The organism is Enterobacter cloacae complex sp. 394I7, from assembly GCF_057320345.1.
Map to the genome: position 1 here is coordinate 947,989 of NZ_JBXWCR010000001.1, position 21,722 is coordinate 969,710.

The window sequence follows — 21,722 nt, forward strand, 5'->3', positions numbered from 1 at the left end:
CATATGTCTGGAGGATTAGTCACAGCCGCATACATTGTTGCTGCAATCCTGTTTATTTTCAGTCTGGCGGGACTTTCCAAACACGAAACGTCTCAGCAGGGAAATAACTTTGGTATCGCCGGGATGGCGATTGCGCTGATTGCCACCATCTTCGGGCCGGACACCGGCAACGTTGCATGGATCCTGGTGGCGATGATCATCGGTGGCGCGATTGGTATTCGCCTGGCGAAACGCGTTGAAATGACCGAGATGCCGGAGCTGGTGGCCATTCTGCACAGCTTTGTGGGGCTGGCGGCGGTGCTGGTGGGCTTCAACAGCTACCTGTACCACACACCCGGTCTGGAACCGATTCTGGTCAATATCCATCTGACGGAAGTGTTCCTCGGCATCTTCATTGGTGCGGTGACCTTCACCGGCTCAATTGTCGCGTTCGGCAAACTGCGCGGTAAGATCTCTTCTAAACCGCTGATGCTGCCAAACCGTCACAAGCTGAACCTGGCGGCGCTGGTCGTGTCCTTTGTGCTGCTGGTGGTCTTCGTGCGCACTGAAAGCGTGGGCCTGCAGGTGCTGGCGTTACTGGTGATGACCCTGATTGCTCTGGCCTTTGGCTGGCACCTGGTGGCCTCCATTGGTGGTGCCGATATGCCAGTGGTTGTCTCCATGCTGAACTCCTACTCCGGTTGGGCCGCGGCAGCAGCAGGCTTCATGCTGAGCAACGACCTGTTGATCGTCACCGGTGCGCTGGTCGGTTCTTCTGGTGCGATCCTGTCTTACATCATGTGTAAGGCGATGAACCGTTCGTTTATCAGCGTTATCGCGGGTGGCTTTGGTTCTGACGGCTCCTCAACCGGTTCTGACGAAGAAGTGGGTGAGCACCGTGAGATCACCGCGGAAGATACCGCAGAGATGCTGAAAAACTCACACTCGGTCATCATTACCCCAGGCTACGGCATGGCGGTGGCGCAGGCTCAGTATCCGGTTGCGGAGATCACCGAGAAGCTGCGTGCGCGTGGTATCAAGGTTCGCTTTGGCATTCACCCGGTAGCGGGGCGTCTGCCAGGCCACATGAACGTGCTGCTGGCGGAAGCGAAAGTGCCTTACGACATCGTGCTGGAGATGGATGAGATCAACGATGATTTCACCGATACCGACACCGTCCTGGTTATTGGTGCCAACGACACCGTTAACCCGGCGGCGCAGGACGATCCGCGTAGCCCAATCGCCGGTATGCCGGTTCTGGAAGTGTGGAAGGCGCAGAACGTGATTGTCTTCAAACGTTCCATGAACACCGGTTATGCAGGGGTTCAGAACCCGCTGTTCTTCAAAGAGAACACGCACATGCTGTTTGGCGATGCAAAAGCCAGTGTCGATGCGATTCTGAAATCGCTGTAAATCAGCGACAAAAAAAACCGCCGGAAACGGCGGTTTTTTTATGTCTGAACTTAGTCGTCTTCCGGGTCGTCCAGTTCAACCGGTGTCTGATACTCATCCGGCTTGATGACCAGCAGGTCACAGCGCAGATGGTCGATCACCTGTTCGGCGGTATTGCCCAGGAACGCGGCAGAAATACCGGTCCGGCCAATGGTACCCAGTACCACAATCCCCGCCTGCAGATGTTCTGCTAAATCCGGGATCACCTCTTCAGGCAACCCTTTTTCCACATGTGTCATTTTCTCATCGATGCTGAATTTCTGACGTAACGCCTTCATGGCCAGCAGGTGCTGCCCCCGGATCGCATCGTTATACACGCTCGGGTCAAATTCAGGCAGCTCGATGGCAATATTAATCGGTGTTACCGGGTAAGCGCCCACCAGATGGACTTCAGTGTGGTTAACCTGCTCGGCAAGCTGGATCGTCTCCTTGACCAGCTTTTCATTGAGCGAATTGTGATAATCCTCCTCGCTCGCCAGGTTGACTGCCACGACGGCCTTGCCGCCTTCTGGCCACGGCTGGTCTTTTACCATCCACACCGGGCAAGGGCATTTACGCAGCAAGTGCCAGTCGGTAGGGGTAAAGATCACGGATTCCAGCTTGTCGTGCTGGTGCGTCATTTTCAGCAACAGGTCGTGCCCACCGGCGACCACTTCCTGGATAATGGCTTCGAAAGGTCGGTTATGCCAGACCACTTTAATATCGATAGGAACACCCGCTTCCAGGTAATATTTGGCCTGTTCACGGATCCACGCCGTACGCTGGCTGATCACTCCCTGACGCATTGCGGTGCGTTCGTCAGGCGACAGAAGGGTGGTCATCTCATATGAGAAGTCATAGATCGGCAAAAACGCTTTGATTTTGCCACCAATCCGTTGATGTAGATACACAGCACGTCGTAATGCCGGCTGATCGTCCTGGTTAGGATCGATAGCCACCAGCATGTTTTGATACTTTGCCATACAGGTCTCCTTACTACTGTCACCACAGTCTGTAATTAAAAGAGTAACCTATATATCTTGAATGAAACAGGGGGGAAGTTTTTGTCAGATCAATAAATCATGAAAATCTGTCACAGAAAAAGAACCGTTGTCGTTACCGCGATAAAGGCAATCAGCAGCAGTACCATCACCGCAATCGCAAACGTCGTTGAATCCTGTACGTAGGTTTTTTCTTCACCCTTCATTGGCCCGACAAGCATGATCCAGATGAATATGAAGGTCACTGAGGCGATAACGACTGAAACGAAAAATAAACTTTCTCTCAATTCATAACCTCAACAAGAACCTTTCAGGGACTGAGTGGGGCGGTGCCAGGGAAACGTGGTGAAACGGAAGTGGTGACGTACCAGACCAATAAATCATAAAAATTTATCGGTCTGGCATCAATCATGCGGGGGCGTTATGCCACGTTGCGGGAGTGACCGGCAAGAACGGCCAGAGCTTCACCGTTTTCGATGGTAATGTATTTACCCTTAACGGCCAGCATTCCGCTTTTCTGGAAACGACCCAGCAGGCGGCTGATGGTTTCCACGGTCAGGCCCAGGTAGTTACCGATATCGCCACGCGTCATGGTCAGACGGAATTCACGCGGGGAAAAACCGCGCTCCGCGAAGCGGCGTGAGAGGTTATAGATAAACGCGGCCAGGCGTTCTTCTGCATTCTTTTTAGAAAGCAGCAGAATCATGTCCTGATCGCCTTTGATCTCACCGCTCATCAGACGCATCATCTGCTGACGCAGATTGGGCATTTTACCTGAGAGATCGTCCAGCGTTTCAAACGGGATTTCGCAAACCATTGAGGTTTCCAGCGCCTGAGCAAAGCTCGGGTGATGGCCAGTACCGATGGCATCAAAGCCAACCAGGTCACCCGCCAGATGGAAGCCGGTGATCTGCTCATCACCCTGTTCAGTGATGGTGTAGCTTTTGATGGTGCCAGAACGGATAGCATAGAGCGATTTCAGTTCGTCTCCCGCTTTAAACAGCGTCTGCCCTTTCTGAATAGGCTTTTTGCGCTCGATGATATTATCAAGCTGATCGAGTTCATGCTCATTCAGAGTAAACGGGATACAGAGCTGGCTGATGCTGCAATCCTGGCAATGGATAGCACAACCGCCAGACTGAATGCGTCGTATAATTCGCTTTTCCGGGATCATAGGTTTGCTCAAGCCTTAATTGATATTGGTCAATTTTAACATCTTTTTGGTAAGTACGTAAGCCTGCCAAACCATCAATAAGGACAAGAGACGGCAACCTGTTGCCATCTTCTTGAAATTCCACAGCTTGATTATGGATTTTTAGCCTAACCGGAAGAAAATTAAGCACTAAAAGCCTGGAAACTAGAGCAGGAGATACCCCTCGTGACGCAGTAACCACTCCTTGCGCTGCACGCCACCGGCATAGCCGGTCAGGGTGCCGTTACGGCCAATCACGCGGTGGCAGGGGACCACAATACTGACGGGGTTAGCGCCATTTGCCGCGCCGACCGCGCGGGCCGCACCGGCACGGCCGAGTTGCCCGGCGAGCTGGCCGTAATGCATGACCTGTCCGCACGGAATACTGCGCAGCGCCTGCCAGACTTCGCGCTGGAAAGGTGTGCCTGCCGTGGCGGTCGGCAGGGTGTCAATGATGCTGAGATCGCCCTCGAAGTACGCCGTCAGTTTGTCGCTCAGGCCGCCGGGGTTGGTGGCGCTGATACGTTCATAACCCTGCGCGCGATAGTGCACGTTGAGCAACGTGTCCATCCTGTCGCTGTGTTCTTCCCACTCAACGGCGCGCAGACAGAACTGCTCGTCTGCAATCACCCACAGTGGACCAAGCGGCGTGGCAATTTTATCTTCGAGTAATCTCAGCATCGATAATCCTTTAGTGCAGCCTTGGGTAAATCCCCGGCCCAATCGGCAGACCGACAAGATACCATGCCACCAGCATCACCAGCCATACCCCTAAAAAGATAAGCGGATAGGGTAAAACCAGCGAATAGTAGGTACCCAGTTTTGCCTCTGGTTTATAGCGCTGCAGGAAGCCTAAAAACAGCGGAACAAACGGTGAGACCGGTGCCAGCGGGATGACGGAGGAGTCTGCGATACGGAACAGGATCTGGGCAAACGCCGGGTGGAACCCCAGCATCATAAACATCGGCACAAAGATGGGAGCCAGAATCGACCAGATTGCCGAGCCGCTGGCGATAAACATGCACAGCAGTGACGACAGCAGCGCAAGGCCGACAAATGCCGGGACGCCGCTTAACCCCGCCGCTTCCAGCGCATCGGTCAGACCCACGGCCATAAATTTGCCCATGTTGCTCCAGTTAAACATCGCCACGAACTGCGCCAGCGGGAACACCATCACAATAAAGCCCGCCATCTCTTTCATGGGTTCGATCATCAGCTGCGGCAGATCGCCCTGACGGCGAATTTTGCCGGTGGCGATCCCATAGGCGAGCGAAACGACAAAGAAAAACAGAATAATCAGCGGCACAATGCCCTGAATAAACGGCGAGGGGAGAACGGTATGTTTAACCGGATCGCGCAGGATGCCGTTTTCCGGTACCACCATCAGCGCGACCGCGGCAATAAACGCCAGCGAGACCACGCCTGCCACGCGCAGGCCAACGCGTTGCTCTTTACTTAGCGTCTCCAGCTTCTCATCGCTTCGGCCTTCCCATTTCCCTAAACGCGGCTCAATGAGTTTATCGGTAATCAGTCCGCCCACCAGGGTCAGCAGGACCACCGAGCTGGCCATAAAGTACCAGTTGTCGATGACGCTGACGTGCATCGCGGTGTCGATGGTTTTGGCCGCCTCCGTGCTGATGCCTGAGAGCAGGACATCGGTGGTCACGATCAGCAGGTTGGCGGTAAAGCCGCAGCCTACGCCCGCAATCGCCGACAGCAGACCCGCCACGGGATGGCGTCCGACGGCGAGGAAAATCAGAGCGCCCATGGGCGGCATGATCACCAGCGCGGCATCAGAGGAGATGTGGCTAAAGAAGGCGATAAACAGCACCATGTAGCTGGCGTAACGTGCGCTGACGTGGGAGGCCATTTTCACCATCAGCGCCGGTAACAGACCGACACGCTCGGCAAGCCCGGCACCCAGTACCAGCGCCAGAATGGCCCCCAGCGGGGCGAAGCCGCTGAAGTTTTTAACCACATTCGGTAAGAACCAGTGCAACCCTTCGACGCTCAACAGGTTCTTGACCGCCACCATACTGCCATCGGCCGGACTGCGCACGCTGACATCAAAGGCGGACAGCACCGCTGTCGCCACCATCAAAACCACGATCAACCAGATAAAAAGCAGGAAAGGGTGCGGCACTTTATTGCCGATCCTTTCAACCCAGCCATAGAGCTTACCGGATGGGGAATGCGAAGGTATGGAAGACATACTCATGGGCGTTCCTCGGGACTGTTGTTGTGTTGTTGTGTTGTGTTTTATTATTTTAAAGGTGACGGTGTCACGCCTGTCGGAATCGGACACACGTACGGTTTTTCGGTGATTTGTTGTTCGAACTCTTCCCGGCATTGTTGCAGCAGCGTTGCATCCTGGAGCAGATTTAACGCGGTTGCGCCCATCACTTTTCCGGCCAGCAGCATGCCTTTATGAGCAATTGAGGTTCGCCCCTGAGCCACGAGTTGCCAGGTATGCAAAGGCGTTCCGATGGTAAAGCAGGGGCTGAAACACTGTGCCACCGGCATTTTCCAGCTGACATCGCCCACATCGGTTGACCCGGCCAGTACGTTATCGGTAATGGCATAAGGTGCGACCTCATCTGTCAGTAACTTCTCCTGCTGACGGCGCGCAAAAGCGTTACCGGCTTCTCCCCCCGTCGCGGCAATGTTCTTCAGGCTGTTTTGCAGGTCATTTGGCGTTAGCGTGGCACGAATATCCTGCGCAAACTGGCGCTCTTCTTCCGTCCATTCCGGCGTGCCGTAATGCTGCAGGGCGCGATACATCGCCGCTTCGAGCGTGCGGTTGGGCAGGTAGCTGGAGCAGGCTTTATCAAAGCGACACGCAACGGTGGTTTCGGTCATCATTGCCGCGCCCTGAGCGATTTTCTCGATACGTTCGTAGATCTGCTGCGCATCGGCCATTTCCGGCGCGCGGATCAGGTACAGCACTTCAGCCTGCGCCTGCACCACGTTGGGTGAGATTCCACCGGTATCGGTGATAGCGTAATGAACGCGCGCTTTCTCAATGATGTGTTCGTTGAGGAAATTGGTGCCAGTGGTCATCAGCGTTACGGCATCCAGCGCGCTACGCCCCAGATGTGGCGAGTTAGCAGCATGCGCCGCCACGCCGTGAAACCGCCAGGCGGCCTGAATATTGGCCAGCGTGCTGACGTTAAACATGCCGGCAAATGCTTCAGGGTGCCAGGTGACGGCGGCATCAACGTCATCAAACAAACCTTCGCGCACCATAAAGGTTTTCCCTGAACCACCTTCTTCACCAGGACAGCCGTAGAAACGCACGGTGCCGCTCCCCCCGTGCTGCTCCAGCCAGCTTTTCACCGCAATGGCACCCGCCAGCGCTGCCGTTCCCAGCAAATTGTGGCCACAGCCGTGGCCGTTGGCACCCGGCGTGGCGGACTGTGCCGTCGCGCAGTGTGCCTGCTGGCTCAATCCGGCCAGAGCATCATATTCCCCCAGCAGGGCGATAACGGGTTTACCGCTGCCGAAGCTGGCGATAAAGGCATTCGGAATCCCGCCGGCTTCACGGGTCAGATTGAAACCTTCCGCTTCCAGCGCGCCGGCAATCCGTTCCGCGGACCAGAACTCTTCAAAACGCGTTTCAGGGTGATCCCAGATGTCGTCGGCAATGTCGGTTAACAGCTGACATCGCGTGTCGATGGCATCGGCAATAAAAGCGTAGTTCTCCTGCATTACACACCTCGCGTCCACGGGAAATTAAGCGCAGTGCGCGCCAGCGTTTCGATAGCGAGGTTCATGACCTGCTCATCAAAATCAAATTTTCATTGTGATGACCTGCGCTTAACTCGGTACCGAACACCATATACGACGCCATTCCGCCGTTCTGTTGCACGCGGGCCATCATCAGCGTCGCGTCTTCGGAACCTGCGGGGGCGTTGACTCTGTCAATGGCCTGCACCACGCCGGTCACCTGGCTTGCCTGCTGGCGCAGATAATCTACCCAGGCCGGTGTAGGGGCACTGGCGGTGGCGGCGCCCATCAGACGCATCTCGACGCTCACGCCGTAGAGTGCCGCCGCACCGGTAATCACGGCCTGCGCGCGTTCAAAGACGTACTGGTTAATGGCTTCGCTTACACCGCGGGTTTCAACCTTGAGCAGGGCGTTAGCCGGCACGACGTTGCGTCCGCTGCCGGCCTGCATCACGCCGACATTCACCCGCGATGCACCTTCGCTGTGTGGGGCAATGCTGTGAAGCGCGATAGCGGCCTGAGCTGCGGCGAGCAGGGCATTCCGGCCGTCCTCCGGTTTACCGCCGGCGTGTGCGGCAACCCCGGTAAAATGCACATCGAACTTGGTGGTGGCCATAAAATTATCGCTGCCGCAGATCACCACACCGGCGGGCACACCGGTGCCAATGTGAATCGCGGTGAAGTAGTCCACATCGTCGAGCGCCCCGGCAGCCACCATGGCGCGAGCGCCTCGGGTGCCTTCCTCGGCAGGCTGGAAGATCAGTTTGATGGTGCCATTGAGTTGCGATTCATTCTGCTTAAGCACGTGCGCCAGCCCCAGACCAATGGTGGTGTGACCATCGTGGGCGCAGGCGTGCATCATCCCCGGGTTGCAGGAGGCAAACCCGTCGCGGAACGGGCGATGGCTGTCATCGAGTGCTTCGCTTAAATCCAGCGCGTCCATATCCACGCGAAACGCCAGCGTCGGTCCTGGGCGGCCGGTATTCAGGGTCGCCACAATGCCGGTAAATCCCCCTTCAAACGGGGCCAGCCATTTCTCTGGTGCGCCTTGCGCCCGGGCGCGGGCAAACTCTCGCGCCAGCGTGGCGTCATCGGGTAATCCCATACGGCTTTCGGCGTCCACCACGTCGCGGCCCATCGCCAGCGAATAACCCAGCTGGTCTAAGATTTCCGCGACTTTCGCCGCCGTGCGAAATTCGAGCCATCCGGACTCCGCGAAATGGTGAAAATCGCGACGCCATGCGCTCAGTTGTGGGGCTAATGTCTGGATGTACTGCGCCAGTGATTCCATATCTGTTCCTGTCATCATTAAAATATGTGAACTGCTTCACGCTGTGATAGTTTTTACTTATCACTAACCGTTTTTTCACAGTTTTAACCGTTCAGGAATTACCCTCGCACATCCATTTCCATTAAAGTAGATGACAGTTTCTTTACTCTGATAAACAACGGTTATCGGTCGGGCTATGTCATTTCAGATTAAATTTCATCAAATCCGGGCGTTTGTTGAAGTCGCGCGTCAGGGCAGTATCCGCGGTGCCAGCAGGACGCTTAATCTTTCGCAACCGGCGCTGACTAAATCGATCAAAGAGCTGGAAGAGGGCATGGCGGCGCAGCTTTTTGTGCGCAGGAGTAAAGGCGTCGCATTGACCGAGTGTGGGGAAGGGTTTTACTCGCGCGCCAGGCTGATTCTGGAAGAGTTACGCGCGGCGCAGGATGATATCCGCCAGCGCCAGGGGGAACTGGCCGGGCAGATTAATATTGGAATGGGAGCCAGTATTTCGCGAAGCCTTATGCCCGCGGTGATCACCCGCTTTCATGCACAACATCCGCAGGTAAAAGTCCGGATTATGGAAGGGCAACTGGTGTCGATGATCAATGAATTACGCCAGGGCGAGCTGGATTTCACCATCAACACCTATTATCAGGGGCCGTACGATCATGAGTTTACGTTTGAAAAATTGTTTGAAAAGCCTTTCGCCGTATTTTGTCGGGAAGGGCATCCGGCGACGGGCGCGACATCCATTACCGAATTGCTTAATTATAACTGGACAATGCCGACGCCACGCGGGAGTTATTATAAGCAATTAGAAGATGTGTTTACTCATCGCTCGCAAATACCGCGCATTGACGTTGTCTGCGAAACGTTTTCTTCCTGCATTAGCCTTGTTGCACAAAGTGATTTTTTAAGTATCCTGCCAAAGGAACTGGGCTGTGACCCGCTGCTGGCGCACCGTCTGGTTATGCTGCCCGTTGTCGAATCGCTACCTAAAGCGGCCTATTATTTAATTCAGCGCCGTGATTCTCGTCAGACACCCCTGACCGAATCGTTAATTACGCAATTCAGAAGAGAGGCGCGGAAAATAGTATCGGAGTGAAGCGGGGAGTAAAATAAAAAAACAGAGCCTGTCCGACATCAGACAGACCCTACAACACACAGCAGTGCTTCCCTTCGCAGATCCTGAATGTTATATCCGTGAAGCAGGTTTATTTAATTATAACAGCCCACCCTCAAAAAGATATGTTTTAGCATGATTGATTCCACATTTTTTTAACCTAAACTTTCTGTTTTATGCGTGCTGAAATTTAAGATAAGTCGCGTTTAACTTTTGCGGAGAAATAATTTTTATATTCATCAGATTAATATTTATGCCCTCATCCTGGGGGGCGGTTATTGAGGCCCATGCCTGGCGCAGGTATAGTACAGGCTCAGATGTAGCGGGAGGATGTCCATGAACCCTGACGACAAATCACTTTTTCTTGACGCCATGGAGGGTATCCAGCCCCTGAAGCGCTGCACGGATATTCACTGGCAGCCGAGCCGCAACACGCGAACGCGTCAGGAGATTGATACCGAGCAACTGGATAACTTCCTGACCCTGGGCTTCCTGGAACTGCTGCCCCTGGAGGAGCCGCTGGCGTTCAGACGGGAAGGGGTGCAACAGGGCGTTATTGATAAGCTCCGCTCGGGTAAATATTCCCGCCAGGCCAGTTTAAATCTGTTACGCCAGCCCGCCGAGCGTTGCCGGCAGATGCTGTTTTCCTTTATCCGCCAGGCTGGACGCGATGGATTACGTAACCTGGTGATCATTCATGGAAAAGGGCGGGAGCAGAACGCCCATCCCAACGTGGTACGCAGCTATCTGGCGCGCTGGTTAACCGAGTTCGAGGAAGTGCAGGCCTTTTGCGTGGCGCTGCCGCATCACGGCGGCAGCGGAGCATGCTATGTTTCGCTACGAAAGTCTGACGAAGCGAAACAGGAGAACTGGGAACGGCACGCTAAGCGCAGCCGTTAAGCGTTTCTGGCGGGCGAGACGTTCGCCCGCCTGTCACTCAGAAGGTTTCCCAGTTGCTGTCGGTGGCGGTGTTGGCCGTTGCCGGGCGTAACAGCTGTGGGGTTTTCACCGTGGCCGGGCGGGGCGCGGTGGCTTTTTCCTTTCCGTTCAGGCGAAACGCTGCCACAGCCTGGCGCAGTTGTTCCGACTGATCTTCCAGGGCCGCCGCCGCCGTGGCGGATTGCTGTACCAGCGCGGCGTTTTGCTGTGTGACGCTGTCCATCTGCGAAACGGCCAGGCTCACCTGTTCAATGCCGCGGCTCTGTTCATCGGACGCCGACGAAATCTCGCCCATGATATCGGTCACGCGGGTGACGGCCGCGACAATCTCCTTCATGGTTGCGCCCGCTTCGCTGACCTGCTCTGAACCGGTATTCACCCGGCTGACGGAGTTCTCAATCAGCCCTTTGATCTCTTTCGCCGCCTGCGCACTGCGGCTGGCCAGCGTGCGGACTTCACCTGCAACGACCGCAAAGCCACGACCTTGCTCCCCGGCACGCGCGGCTTCCACCGCCGCGTTAAGCGCCAGAATGTTTGTCTGGAAGGCAATGCTGTCAATCACGCCGGTAATGTGCGCAATTTGCTGCGAGCTGTCGGCGATTTCGGTCATGGTACGGACAACGTTATCCACCACGTGACCGCCACGGGCCGCCGTTTCTGAAGCGTTCTTCGCCAGTAGCGTAGCCTGACGGGCGTTGTCGGAGTTCTGTTTAACCGTTGCGGTCAGCTCTTCCATGCTGGCAGCCGTCTCCTCCAGCGAAGCCGCCTGTTGCTCGGTGCGGGCAGACAGATCGTTGCTTCCGGCGGCAATTTCACCTGCGCCTGTGTAAATGGAGTCGGTGCTACCACGCACGGCGCTGACGGTGGTCACCAGCGACTGTTGCATCTCATGCAGACCCGCTGCCAGCTGACCCATCTCATTGCGGCCAGACAGGGCGATATCCTGCGTCAGATCGCCGCCCGCAATGGCGCGAATATGGTTCATAATCATGTGGAGCGGTTTTAACAGCAGGTGTTGTAAACCCTGCCAGATCACCACCAGCACCGCGATCACGGCCAGGAAGATCGCTGCCAGCGTCCATTGCATCTGGGTAAAGCTGCTCTGGTTCTCTTCGGTTGCGGCTTTCAGCAGGGTGTTGTTTTCGGCGCGCCAGCGGTTATAAACCCCTTCCATATCGTCCTGGGCCTGTTGGGCATCCAGATCGCCATAGGCCTGGTAGTTGTCGGCACGCAGATACGCAATGGAGAGACGCATCACTTCATGCATCTGGCTCCATGATTTCTGCATTTCATCGGTTAATGCCGCGTTCTGGCCGTTAACCTGCGGCATTTTCTGCCACTCTTTGTTATAGGCTTCAGCTTTAGCCAGAGAATCAGCCGCGGTGCCAAGCAGTTTGTTGATCGCCGCAAGGGACGCCGGGTCGCGCTGGTTTTTCAGGTAGCGGATCGCCACGCGGGTGACGGTGACGCGCGTTTTGATCAGCGTGTTCACGCTGTCGCTCAGACTCTCCTGCTGGGCATTGAGCACCCCGGAGTTCTGGAAGTTATGGCGGTCGTTGCTGACGGCAGAGTAGAACAACCCTCCCGTGACAACTTGCAACAGACAGAATATGGTGAGAGCAAAGATAATACCGGTAATCACGTGCAGATTTTTCAGCATAGCGGTCGTCCGTTAGAGAAGATGCAGGGTTACACAAATACTATCGTCGTAGAGAAATTAAACTTTAATTTAACTCGCGCTTAACTACGGGGTCTGTTAAGGAACTCGTTGTAAATCCGGATCATTTTTATGAGGAAGGTCGACATGAGCAGCATTGATAAAAGCGGGACGTACGCACTGGGGTCGCGGACGGTTAAACGGCTTGGCTATGGCGCGATGCAGCTTGCCGGGCCGGGCGTGTTTGGTCCTCCAAAGGACAAAAATGCTGCGCTGAATGTGCTCCGCGAAGCGGTGGCTGCTGGGGTGAATCACATTGATACCAGCGATTTTTACGGGCCGCATATCACCAACCAGCTGATCCGCGAGGCGCTTCATCCGTACCGCGACGATCTGACGCTCGTCACCAAGATCGGTGCCCGTCGCGGCAGTGATGCCTCCTGGCTGCCGGCCTTCTCCGCGCAGGAACTGACGCAGGCGGTACATGACAATCTGCGTAATCTGCAGCTGGATGTGCTGGATGTGGTTAATCTGCGCATCATGTTCAGCGCACACGGTCCAGCAGAAGGCTCAATTGCTGAACCTCTCGCCACGCTGGCCGAGTTACAACAGCAAGGTTTGGTGCGCCATATTGGCCTGAGCAACGTCACGGCCACCCAGGTTGCGGAAGCGCAGAAGATGGTGCAGGTGGTGTGTGTGCAGAACATGTACAACATCGTGAACCGTGGCGATGATGCGCTGGTGGATTCGCTGGCGCAGCAGGGGATTGCGTATGTACCGTTCTTCCCGCTGGGCGGTTTTACACCCCTGCAATCATCCGGGCTGCAGGCGGTCGCTGATTCGCTGGGCGTAACGGCAATGCAGGTCGCGCTGGCGTGGTTGCTGCAACGTTCGCCGAACATCCTGCTGATCCCCGGCACCTCCTCCGTGGCGCATCTGCGACAAAATCTTGCGGCGGCGGAGCTGGTGCTCCCGGCTGACGCGCTGGAAACGCTCGATTCGCTGGCGGATTAAGCCAGACAGGCATAAGCCCAAAGCAGTGCTTTGGGCTTTTTTGTCCCTCTTGAAACCTGAATGTCGCTGCCGCAGGCGTTATCTGGCTATTCTTTCGCCGATGCGCAGGATACGGCTGAATTAAATCCGCTCACACTTCAATGCGTTTGGGGTAACCCCCGTAAAGGACCTTGATCCTTGTCCATAATCCGTAATACTGTATTTATATACAGTATCTGGCGAGAAAGGCATTTATGGACACTCTCTTTTCTTATTATCCAAAGCAACCCCTTGAATTACCGTTATTTGTAGAACGCGTAGCGTGTGGTTTTCCAAGCCCGGCGCAGGATTATGTGGAGGATCGTCTCGATCTTAACCGCCTGGCCGTCAGGCATCCCAGCGCGACCTACTTTGTGAAGGTGAGCGGAGACTCGATGATCGGCGTTGGGATCGGCGATGGCGATCTGCTGGTCGTCGATCGTTCGTTAAACGCCGTGCACGGGGATATTGTGGTGGCATCCGTCGCGGGTGAGTTTACGGTCAAAGAGCTGCAGACCCGTCCGATCCTGAGGTTAGTGCCGCATAACGTTCGCTATCAGCCGATCACGTTTCAGTCCGAAGAGGAACTGCAGATCTTCGGTGTTGTCACCCACACACTCAAAACGCATAAACATGTTCGCGCTGGTTGATGTGAACAGCTTTTATGCCTCCTGCGAGACGGTGTTTCGGCCCGATCTGCGGGGCAAACCCGTGGTGGTGGTCTCCAATAACGACGGCTGCATTATTTCGCTGTCGCGGGAGGCAAAGCAGTTCGATATAAAAATGGGCGAGCCGTATTTCAAATTCAAAGAGAAGCGCTTTCCCGCGCGGGTTTACGTCTTTAGCTCGAACTATGCGCTTTACGCCGATCTCAGCAGCCGGGTGATGCAGACGCTGACCGATTTCGCCCCGGCCATAGAGATTTACTCCATTGATGAGGCGTTTGTGAACGTTGCTGGCGTCAGCAACTGCATGGCGCTGGAGGCGTTTGGTCATCATATGCGCACACAGGTGTTTAAAAATACGGGATTAACCGTTGGCGTAGGCATTGCCCCCACGAAAACGCTGGCGAAGCTGGCCAACTATGCGGCAAAGCGGTGGAGGAGCACGGGAGGCGTAGTGGATTTATCGGATCGCGAGCGGCAGCGTAAATTGCTGGCGCGCGTACCGGTAGAGGAGGTGTGGGGCGTCGGGCGGCGCATTACCAAAAAACTTAATGCGATGGGCGTCACCACGGCGCTGGAGCTGGCACAAGCTTCCTCGTGGGTCATTCGCAAACATTTTAACGTTGTCCTGGAGCGCACGGCGCGCGAGCTGCGCGGCGAGCCCTGTCTTGATCTGGAAGAGTTTACGCCCACGAAGCAGCAGATTATCTGTAGCCGCTCGTTTGGACACCGTATTACGCAATACGAGGAGATGCACCAGGCCATTTGCGCCTACGCTGAACGGGCTGCGGAAAAGCTGCGCAGCGAGCATCAATATTGTCGCTTTATCAGCGTGTTTTTGCGTACCAGCCCGCATGCGGACAACGAGGTTTATTACGGCAATCAGGCGTCTGTCACCCTGATGACGCCCACCAATGACTCGCGCGATATCATCCGTGCCGCCACCGATGCGCTGGGGCGCATATGGCTTGACGGCTATCGCTACATGAAAGCGGGGGTGATGCTGGCGGACTTTTTCAGTAGCGGCGTCGCCCAGCTGAATTTATTTGACGATAACCGTTTGCGCGCCAACAGCGCGGCGCTGATGGCGCTGATCGACAGCGTGAATCATTCCGGGAAAGGGAAGATATGGTTTGCCGGGCAGGGGATTGAGAAATCCTGGGCGATGAAGCGCGAGATGTTGTCACCGGCTTATACGACGCGGTACGCGGATTTGCCGGTAGCGAAGTAGACGCCGGTTATTTGGCAAGGGTCGGCAGGATTTGTTCGATCACCTGTATCACGCTTCTGACGCGTTGTGGGATAAAGCGGGCGTCGGGGTAGACGGCATAGAGATACCGGTCAGGTAACCGCCAGGCCGGTAATACCGGCACCAGCGTGCCGGCTTGCAACGCCTTTGCCGCAAGCGGCAGCTGCACGCCGCCAATCCCGATGCCTGACTCCAGCGCCTGTAACAGGGCGTCACTGGTGTTGGCACGAAAAACGGTATGCACTTTCACGTCAATTGTTTCCTCACCGGCGATCAACCGTAGAGGCGCATCCCGCGGGATGCCGCTAAATCGCACATGGGGATGTGCCGCCAGTTCGCTGACGGAGTGTACCGCCTGAAAGCCGGGAGCAGCGAACAGCGCGGTTTCAATCCGCATCAGAAGACGTGCCGCATGCGATTGCGGAGGCTCAGCGCTAAGGCGTAGCGCGACATCCACCCCTTCGCTCACCAGGTCGGCGATGCGGTCATCCAGGGACAACGTCAGGTGCAATGCCGGATGCAGGCGCTGAAGCGCCAGCAGAGGGGGCAAAACGATCTGCCCCAGACCGCTTGGCAACTGAACATGGACGCTGCCCTGAAACTGATGATCGGCAGGATTCAACCGTCTCTCCGCTTCCTGCATGGCATCCAGCAAAAGCTGCATATCACGGCGATAACGTTCACCCTGCTCGGTGAGCTTCATCATTCGCGTTGTCCGATGCAGTAATACCACCCCGAGCTCCTGTTCCAGGGCGGCAATCTGCTGGCTGACGGCAGACTGCTTCATTCCGCTCTGGCGAGCGGCTGCCGAAAAGGAACCCGCTTCTGCGACGCGCAGAAAGGTGGAAATGGCGTTGAGCTTATTGTTCATTTAATGTTTTTTCTTATAAGTGCCATCGAATTCAGGGGATATGTAGGGAAAAAATAATATATCACACTGTGTCTGTCACCCTAACTGGAGAAACACCGTGAATAAGATGCAGCCACAAAACGTCGCGCTGGTCGCTGGCGCCAGCGGGATCGTAGGCAGACAGCTCGTCAAAACGCTCCTGGACAACAAATGGCAGGTGATTGGCCTGAGCCGCCATGCCTTATCCCATCCTGATGCTATTTCGCTGATCAACGTGGATTTACTGGATGCGGAGGATAGCGCCAGGGCTTTGCAAGCCGCTGGCGAGATCACCCATATTTTTTACAGTGCCTGGATGAATGCCGGGAGCTGGACGGAAATGGTTGAACCGAACGTCACGATGTTGCGCAACCTGGTCAGCAATATTGAAAAAACGGCGCCTTTGCAGACGGTAAGCCTGATGCAGGGATACAAAGTGTATGGCGCGCACCTGGGACCGTTCAAAACCCCGGCACGCGAAAGCGATCCGGGCGTACCCGGGGCAGAATTTAACGCCGCTCAGCTCGCGTGGCTCCGTGATTTTCAGCGGGAAAAACGCTGGCACTGGAATGCCATCAGGCCAGGCGTGGTGGGCAGTTCGGTGCCAGGCAATACCATGAACCTTGCGCTGAGCATCGCACTGTATGCGTCCCTGTGTAAGGCTCTGGGTTTACCTCTGCGTTTTCCCGGTTCGGAACAGACCTGGCACAGCATTGTTGATCATACTGACGCCGGATTGCTGGCGGAGGCAACGCTGTGGGCAGCCACATCACGTAGGGCTAACAACCAGGCTTTCAACGTGAATAATGGGGACATCTGGCGCTGGAGCGAGCTGTGGCCGCGCATCGCTCGCTGGTTTGAACTGGACTCTGCGCCGCCGGTCAGATTGTCATTCCATCAGCTGTTTAAGGACTATCGTGCGTTATGGCGCGACATTGCCGGGGATCGGTTGGTGGAGGCGGATATTTTGCAGCTGAACGACGGGCATTTTGCCGATTTTGTCTTTAGCTGGAATTACGACATGTTTGGCGACGGCAGTAAGCTCCGCCGGTCAGGGTTCACGCGAATGCAGGCAACCGATGAGATGTTTTTCAGCCTGTTCTCGCAGCTAAGAGCGGCACGTATTATTCCGTAAAAAAAGGGAGTGCGTTTCTGACGGCAGTAAAAAACGCGAACCCGGATGCAGGGAGTAAAGAGCGCTCAATGTTCCCTTTCTGGAATAGGGCCAGAGGAGCCGGCCAGTTCATGACAAAGTGCGCCAATCCGATCCACCGCATTCAGCAGGAGGGGCGTGGGTTCGTTGGCACAATTTAATCGCAGGTAATTCGTTAAGTGTGCGCGGGGGGAGAACAGCGGCCCGGGGCTAACGCCGATGTTCAGTGTCAGCGCGCGGCGGTGCACCTCCAGTGCATTCACCTGGTGTGGAAGTTCAACCCACAACAGGAAACCGGCAGCCGGCACGTTAACGCGTGTGCCGGGAGGGAAGCTTGCCTTGACGCGCGCAATGACGGCACCAATCCCTTCTGCGATGCGCCGCTTTAGCCGCCGCAGATGACGATCGTAGTCGCCACTGGCCAGGATTTCGCTCGTTGCGGCCTCAAACAGCGGCGCGCCTGCCCAGTCTCCGGCCATACGCGCCTGCAGGACCTGGGCGTGGTAACGTCCGGGCGCAATCCAGCCGATGCGCCATCCGGGCGCAAGCGTTTTAGACAATGAACTGCAGTAAATGACATTCCCGCTCTGGTCGAACGCTTTACAGGCGGGAGGACGTTGCCCTTCGCCGACCAGATCGCCATAAACATCGTCCTCAATTAACGGGATGTCTGCATCTTCCAGCAGGGCAACAAGTTCCTGCTTGCGGGTGACGGACATACTGGCGCCCAGCGGATTTTGCACGGTGGGCGAGGCCAGAACGGCCGCTGGATGATGGCACCGAATAGCATCGGCGAGCGGCGCCAGCAACAACCCTTCCTCAGGATCGGTTGGGATCTCCAGCGCCTTCAGGCCCAAATCTTCCAGCAGCAACAGCGTACCGAAATAGGCGGGTTGTTCTATCGCTACTACGTCGCCAGGCTGGCACACAGCCCGCAACGCCAGACGAAGCGCCTGTGTCGCGCCAGCGGTGATGATGAGATCCTCTGCACCAAAACGGCCACCCCATTGCGCTGCCCGGGCGGCAATCTTACTGCGCAAATCAACCCGTCCCGGAGGCAGACTATAGCTTTGCCCACGCGCTTCCAGACGTCGACCTGCAGACTGCAGCGCACGTTGCAGGGTATCGCCTGGTAGCCACGCGGGGTCGGGCAAGGCAGCCCCCAGCGGTACCAGTCGGGCTTCTGCACTACTGAATAACGATCGCGCGACGGCTGACATTGTCACAGGCACGGGGCCGGACAGGGAACGGGTGGGCTGCACGCATCGGGACAGGCGGGTCTGACGGACGTAGTAGCCCGAACGCGGACGCGCAACGATCAGGCCTTCGGCCTCAAGGCAGCGGAGTGCTTCCAGTGCTGTCGGGAGACTGACCTGTTCGCGCTCGGCCAGTTTACGTGCAGAGATCATCCGGTCGCCGATTTGCAACGCGCCTGAAGCCAGCGTAAGACGCAGCATCTCAGCAATCCGACGGTAATGGGGGGACGGGGCGGCCATGGGGATCTGTGCAGTCAAATTTTCGATAAAACTGACTATACAGCCAATGAAGTGCCCCATCTATAGTGTCCGGCATGTTCCACACAAGGAGGCACTATGCACAGCGACAATTTCGATATTTCTGCCTATTTCAGGCGCATAAACTATACCGGTCCGGCGGCTGCCGATACTGCAACCCTGCATGCGCTTATGCGCCATCAGCTCTTTTCGATACCCTTTGAAAATGGGGATGTACAGGCGGGTAAAGTCGTCTCGCTGGTCCCCGAAGACATTGCCGATAAGCTGTTGAGGCAGAAGCGCGGCGGTTACTGCTATGAGGTGAATGGGCTATTTGCGATGGCGCTGGAGGCATTGGGCATTCACTGGCGTTTTGTCGCGGCGCGCCCGATGTTCTACCCGGTGCGTCGGCCTAAAACCCATATGGCACTCATTGCTGAGATTGACGGTCGTCAGTGGCTTTGTGACCTCGGGTTCGGTAGCTACGGCATCCGTGCGCCGATGGCGTTAGACATGCTTGATACGGATATCCGGCAGGATTTCGACACGTTCCGGCTGACCCGTAACGCTGAGGGTGAGTATCTGCTTCAGGCATGGGTGGAGGGTAAATGGGCCAGTCAGTACGGCTTTGACCTCTCTCCTCAGGAGTGGATTGATTTTGTGCCTGCCAACTACCTTAACTCCACGCACCCGGACGCCATTTTTGTGCAGAAGCTGCTCGTCGTACAGCATCACCCGGAAGGGCGTCAGATTTTGCTGGGTAATGTGCTGAAAACGATCACCGCGCAGGGCGTGGAAACGCAGAAGCTGGCAGAAGATGACATTGCCTCTGTACTGAAAAATTGTTTCGCGCTGACGGTTGAGTGATCCGCAGGGGGACGCTGGACTGTATCGAGTCTGCGCATGCGTCCCCGGCTTATCATCGACAATGCGGACTGTTAAATACAGAGGCTACCTGAGACGTCTTCAGGGCAGAAACCGTATCCGCTACGTAAAAAGCGTCGTAATAATCACCCCTATAATATACAGGGAAAGGATGCCCTGAATGCTACTTAAAGCCCACCGCAAATAGCGCCACTGGTAGCGTTCTCTGGCATTGGCCTCGGCAATGGGGCCGGTAGCGTCAGGGGCTTCTTTTCTGAAGCGCTGCAGGGTTTGATGACACCACCACACCAGCAGTAATACCAGCACGGTTTTCGTGAGCAGTGAGCCATAAGCATTGAAAAAAACGTCCCAGTAGCAACGGAGTGTATCCATATCCTTTTACCTGTAACTGTGAGGCCCATATGACGAAGAGGGGCAATATTAGGGAATTATTTTTTCTTATTCATCATCGCTTTTAGATCGGCAAACGGGTTGAAAGTGGCCACGCCCATGTCTTTTTGCGCGTCTTCACCCGCCACAACGGTAGTACCGTACTGATCTGCTTCGGTGTATTTCGAGTGTTCATGGTCGTGGCAAAACAGGCACAACAGCTCCCAGTTGCTGCCATCTTCCGGGTTATTAGTATGATCGTGATCGATATGGTGAACCGTGAGCTCGCGCAGGTTTGAATAGACGAACTCGCGTGAGCAGCGTCCACAGACCCAGGGATAGATTTTTAATGCCTTTTCACGGTAGCCACTTTCCAGTCGCGCGTAGTTTTTAGGGATCAGAGCCATTGCCGGTTTTACCTGCCAGGGAAAAAGAAAGACGCACTATATCTCATTATGGGGCGTCATTGCGATCCGCTCAATTCTGTCAATTTATTTGAATTATTCCGTTAAATAAAGGGCATTTATTCTCCACGGGTAATGCGTAAAGTAGAGATAACGCAAAGCATCATCAGGATATCTCGTTATGAAAAAGATCGGCTTTTTGTCATTTGGTCACTGGACACCGTCACCCCAGTCCGGCACGCGTTCCGCGGCGGACACCCTGTTGCAATCCATCGACCTGGCCGTCGCCGCTGAAGAGCTGGGCGCAGACGGTGCCTATTTCCGTGTGCATCATTTTGCCCGTCAACTCAGCTCTCCGTTCCCCTTACTGGCGGCGATCGGTGCCAAAACGAAAAGCATCGAAATCGGTACTGGTGTGATCGATATGCGCTATGAAAATCCGATGTACATGGCGGAAGATGCGGGCGCGGCGGATTTAATCTCCGGCGGACGTTTGCAGCTGGGGATCAGCCGGGGCTCTCCGGAGCAGGTCATTGATGGCTGGCGTCATTTTGGTTATGTCCCGCAGGAAGGGGAAAATGAATCAGATATGGCACGCCGACACACCGAGGTACTGCTTGAGGTGCTGCGCGGAGAAGGGTTTGCAAAACCGAACCCACAACCCATGTTCCCAAATCCACCGGGACTGCTGCGCCTGGAGCCACATTCCGAAGGTTTACGTGAGCGCATCTGGTGGGGCGCAGGGTCGAACGCGACAGCGGTATGGGCTGCAAAACTGGGGATGAACCTGCAAAGCTCAACTCTGAAAGATGATGAAACCGGTGAGCCATTCCATATTCAGCAGGCAAAACAGATCCGCGCTTACCGACAGGCCTGGGCGGAAGCCGGGCATACTCGTCAGCCGCGCGTCTCGGTCAGCCGCAGTATTTTCGCGCTGATGGACGATCGTGACCGTATGTACTTCGGCGCAAGCCGGAATGACAGCGATAGCGTGGGTTACCTTGATGAGAAAACGCGCGCAATTTTCGGACGCAGCTATGCCGCTGAGCCTGAAAAGCTGATTGAGCAGTTGAAACAGGACGAAGCGATTGCCGAAGCGGACACCTTATTGCTCACCGTGCCGAACCAGCTCGGAGTGGATTACAACGCGCATGTTATCGAATCCATTCTGAAGCATGTTGCACCGGCAATGGGATGGCGCGAGTAGCCATTTTGTTGTGCGCCGAGCGCGAAGGCCGTAACGCCTGCCTGTCTCGTCACCC

At 55.7% G+C, this 21,722-nt stretch carries 20 protein-coding genes and 1 pseudogene; 9 read left to right on the top strand and 12 right to left on the bottom strand.

The window, feature by feature from the left end:
- Nucleotides 1-3 precede the first annotated feature (3 nt).
- The gene (gene pntB / locus AC2FAP_RS04635; protein ID WP_025204333.1) at nt 4-1,392 is read left to right on the top strand and encodes a Re/Si-specific NAD(P)(+) transhydrogenase subunit beta; all 1,389 of its coding nucleotides are present in this window, start codon (nt 4-6) and stop codon (nt 1,390-1,392) included.
- A 50-nt stretch (nt 1,393-1,442) separates the two neighbouring features.
- On the opposite strand, the gene uspE is transcribed toward pntB, so the two are convergent.
- From uspE to AC2FAP_RS04670, 7 genes and pseudogenes are all read right to left on the bottom strand, one after another.
- Nucleotides 1,443-2,393: a universal stress protein UspE gene (uspE, locus tag AC2FAP_RS04640; RefSeq protein WP_449541597.1), complete on the bottom strand. Its 951-nt coding sequence runs from the start codon at nt 2,391-2,393 to the stop codon at nt 1,443-1,445.
- 110 nt (nt 2,394-2,503) lie between these two features.
- Complete coding sequence (locus tag AC2FAP_RS04645; protein WP_223398027.1) at nt 2,504-2,656, bottom strand: hypothetical protein; 153 nt, start codon at nt 2,654-2,656, stop codon at nt 2,504-2,506.
- 176 nt (nt 2,657-2,832) lie between these two features.
- Entirely contained in the window at nt 2,833-3,585 is a 753-nt protein-coding gene (gene fnr, locus AC2FAP_RS04650; protein WP_014070017.1) for a fumarate/nitrate reduction transcriptional regulator Fnr, read from the bottom strand.
- A 183-nt stretch (nt 3,586-3,768) separates the two neighbouring features.
- Nucleotides 3,769-4,284: a methylated-DNA--[protein]-cysteine S-methyltransferase gene (ogt, locus tag AC2FAP_RS04655; RefSeq protein WP_020884306.1), complete on the bottom strand. Its 516-nt coding sequence runs from the start codon at nt 4,282-4,284 to the stop codon at nt 3,769-3,771.
- A gap of 10 nt (nt 4,285-4,294) precedes the next feature.
- Nucleotides 4,295-5,821, bottom strand: a complete 1,527-nt coding sequence (gene abgT, locus AC2FAP_RS04660) for a p-aminobenzoyl-glutamate transporter (protein ID WP_020884305.1) — start codon at nt 5,819-5,821, stop codon at nt 4,295-4,297.
- A 44-nt stretch (nt 5,822-5,865) separates the two neighbouring features.
- Complete coding sequence (locus tag AC2FAP_RS04665) at nt 5,866-7,311, bottom strand: M20 family metallopeptidase (protein ID WP_449541598.1); 1,446 nt, start codon at nt 7,309-7,311, stop codon at nt 5,866-5,868.
- Nucleotides 7,311-8,620: pseudogene (locus AC2FAP_RS04670) on the bottom strand (M20 family metallo-hydrolase). The gene AC2FAP_RS04665 and the pseudogene AC2FAP_RS04670 overlap by 1 nt, the downstream one beginning before the upstream one ends.
- Before the next feature lie 175 nt (nt 8,621-8,795).
- Between AC2FAP_RS04670 and AC2FAP_RS04675 the strand changes: the two are divergent.
- Together AC2FAP_RS04675 and smrA are read left to right on the top strand one after the other, a co-directional pair.
- Nucleotides 8,796-9,707 (top strand): LysR family transcriptional regulator, encoded by a 912-nt coding sequence (locus AC2FAP_RS04675; RefSeq protein ID WP_014169834.1) that lies wholly within the window; start codon nt 8,796-8,798, stop codon nt 9,705-9,707.
- A 354-nt stretch (nt 9,708-10,061) separates the two neighbouring features.
- Entirely contained in the window at nt 10,062-10,625 is a 564-nt protein-coding gene (gene smrA / locus AC2FAP_RS04680) for a DNA endonuclease SmrA (protein WP_020884302.1), read from the top strand.
- 37 nt (nt 10,626-10,662) lie between these two features.
- Here smrA and tcp read toward each other — a convergent pair whose 3' ends face one another.
- Complete coding sequence (gene tcp / locus AC2FAP_RS04685; RefSeq protein ID WP_014169836.1) at nt 10,663-12,324, bottom strand: methyl-accepting chemotaxis citrate transducer; 1,662 nt, start codon at nt 12,322-12,324, stop codon at nt 10,663-10,665.
- A 144-nt stretch (nt 12,325-12,468) separates the two neighbouring features.
- On the opposite strand from tcp, the gene AC2FAP_RS04690 reads away from it, so the two are divergent.
- From AC2FAP_RS04690 to umuC, 3 genes are all read left to right on the top strand, one after another.
- Nucleotides 12,469-13,335, top strand: a complete 867-nt coding sequence (locus tag AC2FAP_RS04690) for an aldo/keto reductase family oxidoreductase (RefSeq protein WP_251884759.1) — start codon at nt 12,469-12,471, stop codon at nt 13,333-13,335.
- 233 nt (nt 13,336-13,568) lie between these two features.
- On the top strand, nt 13,569-14,003 hold the full coding sequence (gene umuD / locus AC2FAP_RS04695; RefSeq protein WP_014169838.1) for a translesion error-prone DNA polymerase V autoproteolytic subunit: 435 nt from the start codon (nt 13,569-13,571) through the stop codon (nt 14,001-14,003).
- Nucleotides 13,987-15,249 (top strand): translesion error-prone DNA polymerase V subunit UmuC, encoded by a 1,263-nt coding sequence (umuC, locus tag AC2FAP_RS04700; RefSeq protein WP_333168376.1) that lies wholly within the window; start codon nt 13,987-13,989, stop codon nt 15,247-15,249. Before umuD ends, umuC begins: the two co-directional genes overlap by 17 nt.
- A 7-nt stretch (nt 15,250-15,256) precedes the next feature.
- Here the strand turns inward: umuC and AC2FAP_RS04705 are convergent, their stop codons facing one another.
- Entirely contained in the window at nt 15,257-16,138 is an 882-nt protein-coding gene (locus tag AC2FAP_RS04705; RefSeq protein ID WP_449541599.1) for a LysR family transcriptional regulator, read from the bottom strand.
- A 97-nt stretch (nt 16,139-16,235) separates the two neighbouring features.
- Between AC2FAP_RS04705 and AC2FAP_RS04710 the strand changes: the two genes are divergently transcribed.
- Complete coding sequence (locus tag AC2FAP_RS04710) at nt 16,236-17,291, top strand: SDR family oxidoreductase (RefSeq protein WP_047744566.1); 1,056 nt, start codon at nt 16,236-16,238, stop codon at nt 17,289-17,291.
- Nucleotides 17,292-17,356: 65 nt separating this feature from the next.
- Here AC2FAP_RS04710 and AC2FAP_RS04715 read toward each other — a convergent pair whose 3' ends face one another.
- Nucleotides 17,357-18,865, bottom strand: coding sequence for an aminotransferase-like domain-containing protein (locus AC2FAP_RS04715; protein ID WP_449541600.1), 1,509 nt, complete (start codon nt 18,863-18,865; stop codon nt 17,357-17,359).
- Nucleotides 18,866-18,901: 36 nt separating this feature from the next.
- On the opposite strand from AC2FAP_RS04715, the gene AC2FAP_RS04720 reads away from it, so the two are divergent.
- Nucleotides 18,902-19,669: an arylamine N-acetyltransferase family protein gene (locus AC2FAP_RS04720; protein WP_449541601.1), complete on the top strand. Its 768-nt coding sequence runs from the start codon at nt 18,902-18,904 to the stop codon at nt 19,667-19,669.
- 120 nt (nt 19,670-19,789) lie between these two features.
- Here AC2FAP_RS04720 and AC2FAP_RS04725 read toward each other — a convergent pair whose 3' ends face one another.
- Nucleotides 19,790-20,059: a hypothetical protein gene (locus tag AC2FAP_RS04725; protein WP_449541602.1), complete on the bottom strand. Its 270-nt coding sequence runs from the start codon at nt 20,057-20,059 to the stop codon at nt 19,790-19,792.
- 56 nt (nt 20,060-20,115) lie between these two features.
- On the bottom strand, nt 20,116-20,463 hold the full coding sequence (gene yajD, locus AC2FAP_RS04730) for an HNH nuclease YajD (RefSeq protein ID WP_014169845.1): 348 nt from the start codon (nt 20,461-20,463) through the stop codon (nt 20,116-20,118).
- A 178-nt stretch (nt 20,464-20,641) separates the two neighbouring features.
- Here yajD and AC2FAP_RS04735 point away from each other — a divergent pair, with 178 nt between their 5' ends.
- Nucleotides 20,642-21,667, top strand: coding sequence for an LLM class flavin-dependent oxidoreductase (locus AC2FAP_RS04735; protein WP_014169846.1), 1,026 nt, complete (start codon nt 20,642-20,644; stop codon nt 21,665-21,667).
- Nucleotides 21,668-21,722 lie beyond the last annotated feature (55 nt).

Bases quoted from the DNA above. Each gene is read 5' to 3' on its own strand.
- uspE (WP_449541597.1), bottom strand. From the start codon at position 2,393: ATGGCAAAGTATCAAAACATGCTGGTGGCTATCGATCCTAACCAGGAC.
- AC2FAP_RS04690 (WP_251884759.1), top strand. From the start codon at position 12,469: ATGAGCAGCATTGATAAAAGCGGGACGTACGCACTGGGGTCGCGGACG.
- AC2FAP_RS04705 (WP_449541599.1), bottom strand. From the start codon at position 16,138: ATGAACAATAAGCTCAACGCCATTTCCACCTTTCTGCGCGTCGCAGAA.
- AC2FAP_RS04735 (WP_014169846.1), top strand. From the start codon at position 20,642: ATGAAAAAGATCGGCTTTTTGTCATTTGGTCACTGGACACCGTCACCC.
- AC2FAP_RS04715 (WP_449541600.1), bottom strand. From the start codon at position 18,865: ATGGGGCACTTCATTGGCTGTATAGTCAGTTTTATCGAAAATTTGACT.
- ogt (WP_020884306.1), bottom strand. From the start codon at position 4,284: ATGCTGAGATTACTCGAAGATAAAATTGCCACGCCGCTTGGTCCACTG.
- umuC (WP_333168376.1), top strand. From the start codon at position 13,987: ATGTTCGCGCTGGTTGATGTGAACAGCTTTTATGCCTCCTGCGAGACG.
- tcp (WP_014169836.1), bottom strand. From the start codon at position 12,324: ATGCTGAAAAATCTGCACGTGATTACCGGTATTATCTTTGCTCTCACC.
- yajD (WP_014169845.1), bottom strand. From the start codon at position 20,463: ATGGCTCTGATCCCTAAAAACTACGCGCGACTGGAAAGTGGCTACCGT.
- smrA (WP_020884302.1), top strand. From the start codon at position 10,062: ATGAACCCTGACGACAAATCACTTTTTCTTGACGCCATGGAGGGTATC.
- AC2FAP_RS04675 (WP_014169834.1), top strand. From the start codon at position 8,796: ATGTCATTTCAGATTAAATTTCATCAAATCCGGGCGTTTGTTGAAGTC.
- AC2FAP_RS04665 (WP_449541598.1), bottom strand. From the start codon at position 7,311: ATGCAGGAGAACTACGCTTTTATTGCCGATGCCATCGACACGCGATGT.
- abgT (WP_020884305.1), bottom strand. From the start codon at position 5,821: ATGAGTATGTCTTCCATACCTTCGCATTCCCCATCCGGTAAGCTCTAT.
- fnr (WP_014070017.1), bottom strand. From the start codon at position 3,585: ATGATCCCGGAAAAGCGAATTATACGACGCATTCAGTCTGGCGGTTGT.
- AC2FAP_RS04725 (WP_449541602.1), bottom strand. From the start codon at position 20,059: ATGGATACACTCCGTTGCTACTGGGACGTTTTTTTCAATGCTTATGGC.
- pntB (WP_025204333.1), top strand. From the start codon at position 4: ATGTCTGGAGGATTAGTCACAGCCGCATACATTGTTGCTGCAATCCTG.
- umuD (WP_014169838.1), top strand. From the start codon at position 13,569: ATGGACACTCTCTTTTCTTATTATCCAAAGCAACCCCTTGAATTACCG.
- AC2FAP_RS04720 (WP_449541601.1), top strand. From the start codon at position 18,902: ATGCACAGCGACAATTTCGATATTTCTGCCTATTTCAGGCGCATAAAC.